This window comes from Streptomyces sp. NPDC052042, from assembly GCF_044548345.1.
Classification (GTDB): domain Bacteria; phylum Actinomycetota; class Actinomycetes; order Streptomycetales; family Streptomycetaceae; genus Streptomyces.
The window spans coordinates 97,425-110,675 of the sequence record NZ_JBIUBU010000024.1 but is presented as its reverse complement, the minus strand read 5'-3'; the positions used below and the strand labels follow the sequence as shown (position 1 = coordinate 110,675).

At 70.9% G+C, this 13,251-nt stretch carries 12 protein-coding genes; 11 read left to right on the top strand and 1 reads right to left on the bottom strand.

What is annotated here, in order from left to right; translation table 11 throughout:
- Positions 1 to 425 precede the first annotated feature (425 nt).
- The gene (locus tag ACIHCL_RS29890) at positions 426 to 587 is read left to right on the top strand and encodes a hypothetical protein (protein ID WP_399866763.1); all 162 of its coding nucleotides are present in this window, start codon (positions 426 to 428) and stop codon (positions 585 to 587) included.
- Positions 588 to 668: 81 nt separating this feature from the next.
- Positions 669 to 1,382, top strand: a complete 714-nt coding sequence (locus tag ACIHCL_RS29885; RefSeq protein ID WP_399866762.1) for a GNAT family N-acetyltransferase — start codon at positions 669 to 671, stop codon at positions 1,380 to 1,382.
- A gap of 306 nt (positions 1,383 to 1,688) precedes the next feature.
- Here ACIHCL_RS29885 and ACIHCL_RS29880 read toward each other — a convergent pair whose 3' ends face one another.
- Positions 1,689 to 2,327, bottom strand: a complete 639-nt coding sequence (locus ACIHCL_RS29880) for a response regulator transcription factor (protein ID WP_399866760.1) — start codon at positions 2,325 to 2,327, stop codon at positions 1,689 to 1,691.
- 1,107 nt (positions 2,328 to 3,434) lie between these two features.
- Here ACIHCL_RS29880 and ACIHCL_RS29875 point away from each other — a divergent pair.
- The 9 genes from ACIHCL_RS29875 (at position 3,435) to ACIHCL_RS29835 (ending at position 13,243) form a co-directional block, all read left to right on the top strand.
- Entirely contained in the window at positions 3,435 to 5,102 is a 1,668-nt protein-coding gene (locus ACIHCL_RS29875) for an MFS transporter (RefSeq protein ID WP_399866758.1), read from the top strand.
- A 339-nt stretch (positions 5,103 to 5,441) separates the two neighbouring features.
- Positions 5,442 to 5,693: an acyl carrier protein gene (locus tag ACIHCL_RS29870; RefSeq protein WP_399866756.1), complete on the top strand. Its 252-nt coding sequence runs from the start codon at positions 5,442 to 5,444 to the stop codon at positions 5,691 to 5,693.
- 19 nt (positions 5,694 to 5,712) lie between these two features.
- Entirely contained in the window at positions 5,713 to 6,939 is a 1,227-nt protein-coding gene (locus tag ACIHCL_RS29865) for a beta-ketoacyl-[acyl-carrier-protein] synthase family protein (protein ID WP_399866755.1), read from the top strand.
- A gap of 34 nt (positions 6,940 to 6,973) precedes the next feature.
- Positions 6,974 to 8,119, top strand: coding sequence for a beta-ketoacyl synthase N-terminal-like domain-containing protein (locus ACIHCL_RS29860; protein ID WP_399866753.1), 1,146 nt, complete (start codon positions 6,974 to 6,976; stop codon positions 8,117 to 8,119).
- A complete protein-coding gene (locus ACIHCL_RS29855; RefSeq protein WP_399866751.1) occupies positions 8,116 to 9,117 on the top strand; it encodes a beta-ketoacyl synthase N-terminal-like domain-containing protein in 1,002 nt (333 codons plus the stop codon). The genes ACIHCL_RS29860 and ACIHCL_RS29855 overlap by 4 nt, the downstream gene beginning before the upstream one ends.
- Complete coding sequence (locus ACIHCL_RS29850; protein ID WP_399866749.1) at positions 9,114 to 9,968, top strand: alpha/beta fold hydrolase; 855 nt, start codon at positions 9,114 to 9,116, stop codon at positions 9,966 to 9,968. The genes ACIHCL_RS29855 and ACIHCL_RS29850 overlap by 4 nt, the downstream gene beginning before the upstream one ends.
- On the top strand, positions 9,968 to 10,999 hold the full coding sequence (locus ACIHCL_RS29845) for a hypothetical protein (protein WP_399866748.1): 1,032 nt from the start codon (positions 9,968 to 9,970) through the stop codon (positions 10,997 to 10,999). The genes ACIHCL_RS29850 and ACIHCL_RS29845 overlap by 1 nt, the downstream gene beginning before the upstream one ends.
- 49 nt (positions 11,000 to 11,048) lie before the next feature.
- On the top strand, positions 11,049 to 12,236 hold the full coding sequence (locus tag ACIHCL_RS29840; RefSeq protein ID WP_399866745.1) for a beta-ketoacyl-[acyl-carrier-protein] synthase family protein: 1,188 nt from the start codon (positions 11,049 to 11,051) through the stop codon (positions 12,234 to 12,236).
- A complete protein-coding gene (locus ACIHCL_RS29835) occupies positions 12,233 to 13,243 on the top strand; it encodes a beta-ketoacyl synthase N-terminal-like domain-containing protein (RefSeq protein ID WP_399866742.1) in 1,011 nt (336 codons plus the stop codon). The genes ACIHCL_RS29840 and ACIHCL_RS29835 overlap by 4 nt, the downstream gene beginning before the upstream one ends.
- Positions 13,244 to 13,251 lie beyond the last annotated feature (8 nt).

Below are 13,251 nucleotides of genomic sequence, written 5' to 3'. Positions count from 1 at the left end.
CGTCGTCTACGCGGGCGGTCGGCCCGCGGGCTCGTGGGTCGGTGCGGCGCCCAAGCACGTCCTGGAGAAAAAGCTCACCTCGATCCTGCGGGCCGAGGGCGATGGCCGGTAAGCACCGGAACCGAACAGGCCGGACCGCGGGTGCAGGCCACGCACGGGAGGCTGCCGTTCGGCGTCTATCTGCTCGCCTTCTGCCTGTTCGCGATGGGCAGCGCGGAGTTCCTGGTCGCCGGGGTGCTGCCGGCAATACTGGCGCTGTTCAGGGGCCGGGTAGAACACCGTTCTCCCGTCGGCCCGCCGCCACAGCACTTCCCAAGCACGCAGCCAACACCGAGAGAGGATCCTCAGTGAGCGGCACGGCACATCACTGTCCTGGACTCCGCCCATTTCGGGCTGTCTCCTACGGCTCGGCCCCGGCGAGCCAGGTGACGATCATCTGGGTGGACCTCGATGGAACCGTGGCCGGACTGCCGCGGCGAAGGCATCGCGACGTTGACGCCGAGAACCCCACCGGCGCCCTTGGTCTGTATCAGAGCCTTGGATTCACCGTCGCCGCACGCTCGGTCAGTCTCGTCAAACGCTACTGAACCCCGGGCGGGTCCGGCCGCACGATCGTCCACGGCATCGCCCAGCCACCACCCGACCACGACGAGCAGAAAGTCCCAGACGTGTTCCCTTCCGCCATCACCGACTTCTGGCTGAGCCCGTCCCCGACAAGCCGACTCCTCTACAGCGGCGAAAATCTCAGCGTCACCGCCGATGCCGCCCTGGAGGAGGACGAACGACTCACCATTCTCACGACGACTGACGGAAGGACACGCGTACTGCTCACCCCGACCATCGCCGCGACCATGGCACTGGAAGAAGGACGGCCGGTCGACGAAGCGGGCTTCCGCCAACGCCTGGAGAAGTCCGGCATCTCGCTGCACGGAGCCGACAACCTGTTCTACTTCACCGACAAGGACCGGGACATGCTGCTCGGCGAACCGGACGCCCCCTCCATCCGCCCGCTCACCAAGACGGATGCCCGGGCATTCCAGCAGTTCCAGGAAGCCGCGTCGGAACAGGACCTCGACGACACATCGGTCGAACTGGATCACTGGGCCGTATACGGCGCCTTCGACGACGGACGGCTGGTGTGCGTGGCGAGCATGTACCCGTGGAACGATGCTCCACTGGCCGACCTCGGCGTGCTGACACTCCCGCCCTACCGGGGCAAGGGCCACGCCCGGCGTCTCGTACGGGCGATCTCCCGGCACGCCCTCGCACGGAAACACGAACCTCAGTACCGCTGCCAGCTCGACAACCATGCCTCGGTGGCGGCAGCCGAATCAGCCGGCCTGACACGATTCGGCACCTGGGACGTCGTCTCGCCGGATTGAAGCTCCCTGTGACGCCGGCTCCCTGTACCGCCCAACGTCCCCAGCAGATTGATCAAATGCTCCGGTGCCCATGGTTGAATGCGCGCAGTTCGAGCGCTGTACTTGTGCGGCTCTTGCTGCTGGTCTGCTTCAACCATGGCGCACGCAGCGCCGAGGCGGTGGTGTCCTCGGGCAAGCTCGTGGTCGACGTGTGCTGCCTCCACCCCGCGGCGTCCTCCGGCTGTGCGCCGAGCGCCCCGCCTCCGCGTGTACGGGCAGAAGCCCGGACCGGAGGTGGTCCGGCCCAGGCTTCTTTCGGTGGCGCTGTCAGGGGCGGGAAGCCCGGCGGGTCCGGAGCAGGCCGGAGTGGGCGGCGAGGACTCCGGCCTGGAAGCGGGAGTTGGCCCCCAGCTCGCTCATCAGCGAGGCCACGTGGCGCCGGTATGTGCGCACCGACATCCCTGCCTCCTTGGCGGCCGCGTCGTCCGTGTAGCCCTTCATCATCAGCTCCAGGACGCGGATGGTGTTCCGGCGGCGGGCCGCGTCCGAGGTGGTGCCGAAGTACGCCGGCGGCGCCTTGGGGCGGGCCGTGCTGGTCAGCAGGTGGTGCAGGGTGTCGGCCACGGTGGGGTCGTGGATGACCATGCCCTTGGAGGCGCCGGTGGTCTCGGCGTCGGTGTGCCGTATCACCACCATCTCCCGGTCCACGATGCCCAGGCTCCGGTTCACCGGCCGTTCGATGATCGCCTGGGGCTTCAGGGACTCCAGCTGCTTCGCGACCTGTTCGTCGTCGAGGGTCTCCGGTCCGCACACCAGGGTGACCGCCACACCGTGGGAGATCAGCTGGGCGACGGTCCTGCTGACGGCGCCCATGCGGTGGGCGGTGTCGGACGCGGGTGAGGCCGTGACCGTGCCGGGCAGGCACCAGACGACGTCGCGCTCCGCCGCGAGGAACAGGCGTGTCATCCAGCGGAGCGAGGAGGCCAGCGCGGCCGCCCGGACGGAAGCGGGCGACCCGTCCTGCGGGTGGGGGGACCCGTCGGCTTCGTAAAGGGATTTCTTATCAGGAGACGCTTTTCGGAGTTGGCTGCTTGCCGGGAAGTCAACTATGGAACCATGTTGAATTTTCAATAGGAATTACCCCCCGCTGTTCGTCTATGACCGCACCAAGGCGTCGGTACCGGCCGCCGACTGTACACATTGTCCTGGTGCTGCCGAGGGTTCGCCTCGGTGGGTGGAACGGCCCATTTCGGCCGACGCTACCACGCGCCCCAGGCTTACTCCTCGGTAATTGAGTGTTGATATGTGAAGCGCTTTGATGTTCCCCTCGTCGGTCTTTGTCTCCATCGGTTCGGATAGGCGTCCGCGGTTTGCCGACGGTTGCGGAACGGTATGTTCCGGCTTGTTGTCGGCGGCGCTATTGTCACCGGACTCAATTATTCCGGCTTGTTTTCCGAGGGGCAGCCGGTGACCCGCTTCTTGTATTTCGGCATGAAGAGGCCACGGGCGCGGATCCGGGCGCGCGGAGGGGTGGAAGGGCCGGGACGGGGGTGGTGCGTACGGGGTCCGGCGCCGGGCGGGGGGCGCGGTCCGGTGGGCGTGGGAGGGGGGAAGCGGCCAGGGCTGCGGGGCTCCCGGCGGTGTGCGAGCCTCCGGGGCGCGGCCTCCCTTCGTCGGGCGGTATGTGCTGCGCGACGCTCCTCTACGACGGGCAGGGATGGTCGCACCAGGGGTACCGGCGATTCGGTGCCGTATGCATTTCGGCTGAATTATCGCTGCGCGGTCGTGCGAGATGACGGCACGACGTGGCTTTTTGTGGGGTCTGTTGCCCAAAGCAAGCCTGTATTCAGCCACTTCTGGTTGTCAGGCACCGGGAATGGCAGCAACTTGCCAGAAATCCGGGAACGGGTTGTTTCCGTACTCGCGAGTTCCGCAGAATCGCTCAGAATTGCGCGATCTTGCCCGCAGGGAAGGCGAAGTGCCATATTCCGGTCAGGAGGAACGCCTGCCGGCCGCCGGCCGCTCGGTCCGATCGCGGAGCTGCGCACCTGCGACCCGTGAGGAACATGTCCTGTGACGACTCAGTCCGCCGCGCCCGGTCCACCCGTCGGCGTGGGTGAACAGCGCCCGACGGCCCGCCAGTGGCTGGCGCTCTCCGTCCTCGTCCTCGCCCAGTTGGCCGTCTGGCTGGACAACACCATCCTCAACGTCGCCCTCAAGACCCTGGCGGACCCGGACAAGGGGCTGGGGGCCAGCCCCAGCGAGCTGCAGTGGAGCATCAGCTCCTACACGCTCGTCTTCGCCGTGCTCTTGTTCACCGGCGGTGTCCTCGCCGACCGCTACGGCCAGCGGCGCGTCCTGCTCATCGGCATGGCGGTCTTCGGCCTCTGCTCGGTGTGGGCGGCATGGTCGGGATCGCCGACCGAACTGGTCGTCGCCCGCGGGGCGATGGGGATCGGCAGCGCCCTGATCATGCCCGCGACGCTCTCGCTCATCGCGGAGGTCTTCGACGCCCGGCACCGGGCCAAGGCCATCGCGATCTGGTCGGGCTGCAGCGGGCTGGCGATCGCCGCGGGCCCGCTGATCAGCGGGGCGCTGCTGGAGAACTTCTGGTGGGGCTCCGTCTTCCTGGTCAACGTGCCGCTGGTGCTCGTCTCCGTCGTGGGGGCGGTGGTCTTCCTGCCTGCGGCCGGGCCCCGGGACCGGCAGAAGTTCGACCCGCTGGGTGTGGCCCTGTCGACCCTGGGCATTTTCGCCGTGGTCTACGGAATCATCGAGGGCGGTCACCGCAACGAATGGCTCCAGTGGAACATCCTCGGTGTCGTCATCGGCGGTCTCGTGCTCCTGGCGCTTTTCGTCTTCGTCGAACTGCGGGCGCCCAACCCGAGTTTCGACGTGCGTCTTTTCCGCAGCGCCCGGTTCACCGGAGCCAGCGTCGCGGTGATGCTGACCTTCTTCGGCCTCACCGGCTCCCAGTACTATGCGACCTTCTACCTCCAGGGCCCGCGCGGGCAGACACCGTTCGAGGCCGGGCTCACCCTCGCACCGGTGGCCCTGGGCGTGCTGCTCGGCGCTCCCGTGTCGGCGGCCCTGGTCAAACGTTGGGACGCGCGCCGTGTCGTGGCGGTGGGGATGCTGACGGCCGCCGCCACCTTCCTCTGTTACGTCTTCTTCGACGAGAACACCCCGCTGTACTGGTTCTGGGTGCTGCTCGTCGTCCAGGGACTCGGCCTCGGCGGCTGCGTCGCCCCCACGACCGAGGTCGTCATGGCGGCCCTGCCGTCGGACCGCACCGGGGCGGGCTCCGCCGTCAACAACTCCATGCGGCAGATCGGCGGGGTGCTCGGGGTGGCGGTCCTGGGGACCGTCCTGGTGAGCAGCTACCGCGACCGGATCGCCCCGAGCCTGACCGGGCTGCCGGCCGAGGCGGCCGAGGCCGCCAGGGGGTCCGCGGAGGGGGCCCGGCACGTCGCGGGGCAGACGGGTCTGCGGGACCTCGTCGCGGCGGCGGACACCAGCTTCCTGGGTGCCATGCACGTGACGACCGTCATCGGGGCCGTGGTGACCGCGCTCGGCGCCGTCGTCATCCTGTTCACGTTCTCCCGCGGTCATGACACCGTGCCCGAGAAGGAGCCGGGAGCCCTGCCCGCAGAGTCCCCGGGCACCGTCCCCGCGCAGGACGCCGGTGCCGCGTCCGCGAAGGACCCCGCACTCGCGAAGGACCCCGTGACCGGCGACTGACCCCCATCGCGTCCGGGCCCCGGTACCGCCCGGACGCCCGTACCCGCGGACGCCTTGCCTTCCGTGCCGGCGGTCCGTCGCACCTTCCTCCGTTCCCTGCCCGGCAGGGGCGGAGGATTTTTTGTGCACCTGCCTGCATGCGGAACGGTTCCGGGATGACATAAAACGGCCGTTCCCCGTGGGAAAGCGGTGCGGTGGTGGCAGTTTCCGGTGCCTGCCGGTGAATGAGGCTTTAACGGCGGAAGCCCGTGGCAGTTTCAGGTCATTTCCTTGAGTAGGGCTGTGGCCACTCCTAGGGTTACGGGTGTTAGAAGGCGGATGAATAACGGAGGTAAAGGCATGTCCACCGTGACTGCGGAACGCCAGGAGCAGATCCGGGAAATTGTCTGCGACATTCTGGAGCTTGAGCCGGAAGAGGTGACGGAGGAAAGCCTTTTCAAGGAGGAGCACAACGCCGACTCCTTGCGCGCCATTGAGATCCTCGCCTCGCTGGAGAAGAACTTCAGCATCGTCATCGACCAGTCCGAGCTTGGACGCATGGTCAACCTGAAGGGTGTCTACGCAGTCGTTTCCGACGCCGCCGGCTGGTAGTCAAGAAAACGGGGAGACCATGCTCGACGCATCGGCCCGCAGGGTCGTCATCACAGGACTCGGAGCCGTCTCCAGCATCGGTGTCGGGGTCGGCGAGTTCCTTCCGGGGCTTCGTTCGGGGCGCAGTGCGGCCAAACCCATCACGGCTTTCGACACAACGGGATACGAGCACGCGATCGGCTGCGAGATCGCGGATTTCGACTCCGGCCGGTGGATTCGCCGGCTCGACCCGGACAGCCTGGGCCGGGCCAGCCAGTTCTCGGTGTCCGCGGCAAGGATGGCCGTGGACGATGCGGGGCTGGACGACGACGAGCTGCGGCGGAGCCGCTGCCTGACGTCGATCGGTACCACCGACGGTGAGTCCAGGGACCTGGACCAGCTCGTGGAGACCGAGGTGCGCCGGGGCCCCCAGCACATGGACGCGGGCGTCGCCCGCCGGGTGCCGGCCGGGCGGCTGTCCGCCGCCGTGGCCCACGAACTCGGGCTGCGTCGCGTGGAGGCGGTCACCCTTCCCACGGCCTGCGCGGCCGGCAACTACGCCATCGGCTACGGCTACGACGCGATCCGCGCCGGAGACGTCGACTACGCCCTGTGCGGGGGCGCCGACGCACTCTGCCGGAAGACGTTCACCGGTTTCTACCGGCTGGGGACGATCGCCCCCGAGCGGTGCCAGCCCTTCGACAAGAACCGGCAGGGCATCCTCACCGGTGAGGGCGCCGGTGTGCTGCTGATGGAGACCCTGGAGTCCGCGCTGGCCCGTGGGGCCCGTATCTACGCGGAGGTCCTCGGGTACGGCCTGAACTGCGACGCCTACCACCCGGTGGCGCCCAACCAGGACAGTGTGGCGCGCTGCATGCAGCTGGCCCTGGACGACGCCGGCGTCAAGCCGTCCGAGGTCGACTTCATCTCCGCCCACGGCACCGGCACCAAGGCCAACGACGTGACCGAGGCCGCCGCCATCCGCCAGGTGTTCGGCGATCGGACGCCGCGCACCGTGTCGATCAAGTCGATGATCGGCCACAGCATGGGGGCCGCCAGTGCACTGGCCTCCATCGCCTGCGCGCTCGCCCTCACCGAGGGGTTCATTCCGCCGACGATCAACCACGTCGAGACGGACCCGGAGTGCGCCCTCGACTGCGTCCCGAACCAGGCGGTCGACGCCGATCTGCGTGTGGTGCAGAACAACGGGCTCGCGTTCGGCGGCAACAACTCCGTCGTGATCTACGGCAAGTACGGGGGGAAGTAGTGGAGACCGGCCGCACGAGCGCGGGGGTTCCGTCATGAGCACGATGGTGACGGGAGCCGGGGCGACGGCCGCCGTCGGCGACGGCGTGGACGAGGTGTTCGACGCCCTGTGCGCCGGCCGCAGCGGACTCGCCGAGCTGCGGGGCTTCGACGCGACGAATTACCGGACGAAGCACGCCTACGAGATCGACGACCGGCCCGGAGCGGGCCGGGACGTGCCGTACCGCGCCACCGGATGGCTGGTGCGGGTCGTGGAGGAGGCGGTCGCCCAGGCCGGTCTGGGCGAGGACCTGCGGGACGTGCCCGTTCTCGTCGGCACCGGGCTGCGCGAGCTGCGCTCGGCCGAGCTCGCCCGGCGCGACGGCACCGGATTCGGTGTGGAGCGGCTGCACTTCGGCACCGCCCTGCGGGAACGTTTCGGCGCGCTGAGCACCCACACCTTCTCCAACGCCTGCTCCGCGTCGCTGCACACGCTCGCGCTCGGCGCGGACCTGCTGGAGGCGGGCGAGTGCGACACGGTCGTGGTGGCGGGCGTCGACACGCTCACCGAGAGCATGTACGGCCTTCTCGACCGCGTCCACATGGAGGCGCCCCGCCGGGTGCAGCCCTTCGACCGGGAGCGGCGCGGCGTCCTGATGGGCGAGGGGGCTGCGGCGGTGGTGCTGCGCCGCGAGTCCGCCGTAACCCCGGGGAGCGCTCTGGGCAAGCTGCGCGCCGTCAGCATGAACTGCGACGCGCACCACGTCACGGCTCCGGCCGCGTCGGGGATCACCGAGGCCATCCGGGACGCCCACGACCGGGCCGGGGTCAAGCCGGCCGACATCGACCTGGTGATGCTGCACGGCACGGGCACGCTGCTCAACGACGAGGCGGAGGCCGAGGCCGTCGCGGCGGCGTTCGGCGGCGACGTCCAGGCCCCGCTGATGACCGCGGTCAAGTCCATGACCGGGCACACCTCGGGGGGTTCGGGGCTGCTCAGCCTCATCGTCGCCCTGCGCAGCCTGGCCACCGGACGGGTGCCGGCCACGGTCGGGCTGCGGGAGCCCGTACCGGAGGCCGCGGGGTTCCGGTTCGTCCGCGACGAGGCCAGGACCGAGCCCGGGATGCGTCTGGCGCAGGTCGACGCCTTCGGGTTCGGCGGAGTCAACGCGGTGGCCATCGTGGAAGGGACGGGCCGATGACGCGGCAGACAGTACAGATCACGGGTGTCGGCCTGGCCCTGCCCGGGGTGGCGGACGCGGCGGCACTGGTGTCCCCCGTGCCGGACGGCGAACCGGTCGTGCCGGCGGACCGCATCGGGCGCAAGGGCCTGCGCTACAAGGACAGGGCCACGCAGCTCGCCCTGGTCGCGGCACGTGACGCGCTGCGTGACGCCCGGCTCGTCCCCGAGGACGGGGAGAGCTGCGCCCACGGTACGACGACGGCCGTCGTCGCCAGCTCGAACCTGGGCAACCTGGACACCGTCTGCCGGATCTCCGCGCAGATCGGGGAGGAGTCCGTGGAGCGCATCAGCCCCATGGACCTGCCCAACGCCTCCAGTAACGTGGTGGCGTCCTCGGTCGCCATCCGGTTCGGTCTGCGCGGCCCGAACATGATGCTGTGCAACGGGGCCACCAGCGGGCTGGACGCCCTGTGGTGGGGTGCCCGTCTGATCAGGTCGGGGCGGGTCGCGAGGACCCTCGTCATCGGCGTCGAGACGCACAACGAGATCACGCACGAGCTGACCGGCCGGCCGTCCGGGCGGCAGCTCGACGGAGCGGTGGCGCTGGTGCTGGAGAGCACGGAGTCCGCCGGGGAACGGGGCGTCACCCCCCTCGCGGGGCTCGGCGCGTACGGCCGCCACGAGTCGGTCGTGGCGTGCGTGTCGGCGCTGCTCGGCGGGGACGGCTCCACGCGGGACACCGCCGGCGACGACGCCCCGCGCGAGGGCGGTCCGGGCCTCTGGTTCACCCCGGAGGGGTTCGACGAGGGACGCGCGGTGCCCGGTACGGGGACGCTGGTGCGGCACGACCTCAGCCTGGGGATCGGCCGTGCGTCGGGGGCCCTGGGCGTCGCCCAGTGCGCCGCCGCGGTCGGTCTGCTCACCCCGGGCGGCCCGGAGGCGGCGCTGCTCACCAGCGGCGACGACTCCTGCGACGCGGTCGCCGGGATGCTGGTGCACGCCGCGGGCGCCCGATGACGGGCAGCCCCGCGGACACCAGCGGCCCGGAGGCGCCCGTCGTCGTGGCCCGCGCCAGGGCGGGCCAGGGGGCTGGGCCGACGCGTGTGCTGCTGCTGCACGGGCTGGCGAGCAGCTCCACCACCTGGAACGGCGTGGTGGAGCGGGTGGCCCCCGCCTGCGAGGTGTGGACCGCCGACCTGCCGTGGCGCGGGGCCGGTGTCCCCGGCTGGTGGCGGCGCACCCCGGCCGAGTGGGCCGGGGAGGCGGTCGACGCGGTGCCGGGCGGCCCCGACGTGGTGGTGGCCCACTCCTTCGGTGCCAACGCCCTGCTGAGCCTGCTCGACACCCGCGGTGCGGAGCCGGCCGGTTCCTGGCGGCCGCCGCGCGGGGTCGTCCTGGCCTCCCCCTTCTACCGGAGTACGGAGGACGACTTCGACTGGGAGGCGATCTCCTACTACCTCAACGACTTCGACCGGATCCTGGAAGACGGGGTGCGGGTGCGTTCCGGCGGCCGGCTGCCGCAGGACGTACGCCACCGCATGGCCCTCAAGGTCCGTGACCGGGTCGGCTGCTACGGGTGGATGCGCTTCTTCGACAGCTACCTGGCCACCCCGGCGCTGCGGACCTCGCGCATGCGGATGCCGTTCCTGCTGATCGGCGGCGGTGACGACTTCTCGGCCTACCCCCGGGACGCCGAAGCCCTCGGCCGGGCCCTGCCCGACGCCGCCGTACACATCCTGGGCGGCACCGGCCACTTCGCCATGACCGAACGGACCGAGGACTTCGCGGACCTGGTCAACGCCTTCATCCACGACACGGACGCACCGGCCCACCCGGACGTCCCTCTCTCAGCCCTGGAGTACCACTGATGAACGCAACCCCTGACCTCGCACTGCCGCAGGCCGTGAAGGCGCTGCTGAACGAGACCGCCGCCGTGACGGTCCGCCCCCGCTACGAGGGCTCCAACATCTGCACCTGGATCGGCTTCAAGCACGTCAACTACATGGTCGAGGAAGCGGTGCTCGACCACTTCCGCACCTCCGGCCTGGCCGCCCGTTCGCTGTTCGAGCAGTACGCCCTCGGGCTGGACATCGTGGACCTGGACACCCGTATCCTCCACGCCTTCCACATGGACGACACCGCGCGGGCCGAGGTGGTGCCCGACACCAAGGACGCCGACGGTGTCCTCGGCTTCCGGGTGACGCTGACCGTCGAGCGGAACGGCGAGCCGGTCAAGGCCGTCACCTCCAAGGTCAAGGTGTCGCTGCGCCCGGACGGCTACCTGGACAGCGCCCCCGAGGTGCCCGCGGAGCTCGGCCGGTTCGTGGTGCCCCGGCTCGGCGCCCACCTCGGTGCCCCGGCCGGCGAGGGTGCCGCCGTCACCACCGCGCAGAACACCTCGCTCGCCCAGGGGCGCGGCACGAGCGCGGCCGACGACCCGGTTCTCGCCCAGCTCACCCAGGGCGAGAACGCCTTCGGCTGGAAGTGGCGCATCCCCTACCCCTACTGCCACTTCACCGAGCGCCTCCAGATGTCCGGCTACCTGCGGCAGATGGAGGAGGTCGTCGACCTGTTCCTCGCCGACCGCGGCATCTCCATCAAGACGCTGCTGGACGACCGCCGGTGGATCCCCGTCGTCCCGCACTCGCGCGTCCAGATCCTGGACGAGGCACTGATGGAGGAGGACCTGTACACGGTCTACACGGTGGAGGACATCTTCAAGGACTTCACCTACACCTCGCGCATGGACTGCTACGTCGTGCGCGACGGGCGCCTGGTGCAGACGGAGACCGGCCGGATCACCCACGGGTACGCCGTGATCGAGAACCGCCGGGACTGGTCGCTGGTCAACTTCGACGCGCGCGTCGTCGACGCCTTCCGCGGCGGCCCGGCCGGCTGACCCGGACCGTGTGACGCCACCACCCCTCGCCCGTACCACGGAGAGACGCATGGACGACGACATACTCATCACCGGACTCGGGGTCATCTCCTGCCTCGGTACGGGAGTTGACGCCTTCTGGAGTGGCATGCAGAGGGCGGCCTCCGCGCCGCGGAAGGTGACCGACCCGCACGCCCACATGGCCGTCCCGCTGATGTACGCGGTGCCCGAGGCCGATGTCCCCACCCGGGCGGAGACGCTCGACGGGCAGGAACTCGGGCTCTGCTCCCGCTTCGCGCTGGAGGTGACCCGGCAGGCGCTGGCCGACGCCGGGTCCGCGGACCTCGATCCGTCGCGTACCGCCGTGGTCATCGGCACCGGCATGGGCGACGCGGGGCTGCACGAGCAGTGGCGGGTGCACGGCCACCCGGAGACCGACACCTGGAGTCCCACGTTCTCCGTGGCCTCCGCCGTCGGCGCCCTGGTCGGTGCGGAGGGGCCGAACACGAGCGTGAGCAACGCCTGCGCGGCGAGCGGGTTCGCGCTGTCCCTGGCCGCGGACCTGATCCGGTCCGGCGAGGCGGACGTGGTCGTCGCGGGCGGGGCCGAGGCCTACTCCCGGGTCGCGCTCGGCTGCTTCAACCGGCTCGGGGCGGTCGACACCGTCCGGTGCCGCCCGTTCGACGCCCACCGCGAGGGGACCGTCTTCGGTGAGGGCGCGGCGGCCCTCGTCCTGGAGTCCGCCGCGCACGCCGCCCGCCGGGGCGCGCCGAAGGTGTACGCCCGGCTGGCGGGCTCCGGCTGGAGCTGCGACGCGTACCACGCCACGGCCATCGAGCCGGAGGGCACGCAGATCACCCAGGCCATGCGCCGGGCCCTCGACGCGGCGGGCGTCGTGCCGGAGGACATCGGCTGCGTGGTGCCGCACGGTACGGGGACGCTCATCAACGACACCGTGGAGAGCCGGGCGCTGACCGGTCTGCTCGGCCCGGGGCCGGCCGAACGCCCCTTGTACAGCCTGAAGTCGCTGATCGGTCACACCGGGGGCGCCGCGGGGGCGCTGGCCGCGCTGTCCGCCGCCCTCATCGTGCACGCCGGGACGGTGCCGCCCAACGTGGCGCGCGACGAACCCGACCCGGAGTGCGGGATGTCGCTCCCGGAACGGGCGGGCACCCTCACCGCCTCCTCCGTCCTCGTGAACGCCTACGCGTTCGGCGGCAACAACGTTTCCCTCGTCCTGCAGGAGGCCGGTTCGTGAACGCCGACGACACCACGCGGATGGCCGTGACCGGGGTCGGTGTGGTCAGCCCGCGCGGCTTCGGCCCGGAGGCCGCGGACCGCCCCCGCGCGGCCGTGCCCGAGGGCTGGTTCGACCACCGCACCGAACTCGGGCGCCGGGGTTACAAGTACCTCCCCACGGCGGCGCAGTACTTCCTCGCCGCGTCCAACCGGGCGCTCGCCGCGGGCGCCGGCTTCACCGGTGTGCCGCCGCAGGAGCGCGGCGCGGCCGTCGGCACCAACAGCGGCGCCGACGCCCTGCACTCCGCGATGGACGCCACCGTCATGAAGTCCGGTGCGGGGGACCTGAGTCCCGCGACCGCCCCGTTCTTCTCGATCAACCTCTTCGGCAGCCGGATGGCCATGGAGCACCAGCTCCAGGGCTTCAACCTGACGCTCACCAGCCCGCGGGTGGCCGGTCTGGAAGCTGTGCAGACCGGGGCGCGTGCGCTGCGGCTCGGCCGTGCGTCCTGGCTGCTCGCCGGTGCGACGGAAGAGGCCGCCGACCCGCTCGAACCGGGCGTCTCGGCCGCGGAGAGCGGGGCGGTCGCCCTGGTGCTGGAGTCCGCCGACCGGGCCGCCGCGCGCGGCGCCACCGTCCTCGGGCACATCTCCGTACGCTCCGGCTACCTCCCGCCGCCGGCCGCGGGCACGGACCGGGGCCGCCGCCGGCTGGCCCGGTTGCTGGACGGGCTGGCGCCGGAGGAGGCCGACGCGACCCCGTACGGGGTGACGGCCGTCCTCGACGACTCGGCGGTCTCCGGCGCGGTCGCCGCCGCGCTCGGACCGGCCGCCCGGCACGTCCCGGCGGGCTCGGGGTGCCTGGAACCCCTCCTGCAGACCGCCGGTGCCCTGGCGGGCGGCCGGGAGCGGCGGCCCACCGCCGTGGTGACGGCCGCCGCCCAGGGCGGCGTGGCCGTCTGCTGGATCACCCCCGCGCACCCCACCGACGACACCGTGGCCGGACCGCGTCACGAAGAGGCATGAGGAGAACA

Coding starts and splice junctions, on each gene's coding strand:
- ACIHCL_RS29880 (WP_399866760.1), bottom strand. CDS start 2,327: ATGACACGCCTGTTCCTCGCGGCGGAGCGCGACGTCGTCTGGTGCCTG.
- ACIHCL_RS29870 (WP_399866756.1), top strand. CDS start 5,442: ATGTCCACCGTGACTGCGGAACGCCAGGAGCAGATCCGGGAAATTGTC.
- ACIHCL_RS29865 (WP_399866755.1), top strand. CDS start 5,713: ATGCTCGACGCATCGGCCCGCAGGGTCGTCATCACAGGACTCGGAGCC.
- ACIHCL_RS29860 (WP_399866753.1), top strand. CDS start 6,974: ATGAGCACGATGGTGACGGGAGCCGGGGCGACGGCCGCCGTCGGCGAC.
- ACIHCL_RS29855 (WP_399866751.1), top strand. CDS start 8,116: ATGACGCGGCAGACAGTACAGATCACGGGTGTCGGCCTGGCCCTGCCC.
- ACIHCL_RS29850 (WP_399866749.1), top strand. CDS start 9,114: ATGACGGGCAGCCCCGCGGACACCAGCGGCCCGGAGGCGCCCGTCGTC.
- ACIHCL_RS29845 (WP_399866748.1), top strand. CDS start 9,968: ATGAACGCAACCCCTGACCTCGCACTGCCGCAGGCCGTGAAGGCGCTG.
- ACIHCL_RS29840 (WP_399866745.1), top strand. CDS start 11,049: ATGGACGACGACATACTCATCACCGGACTCGGGGTCATCTCCTGCCTC.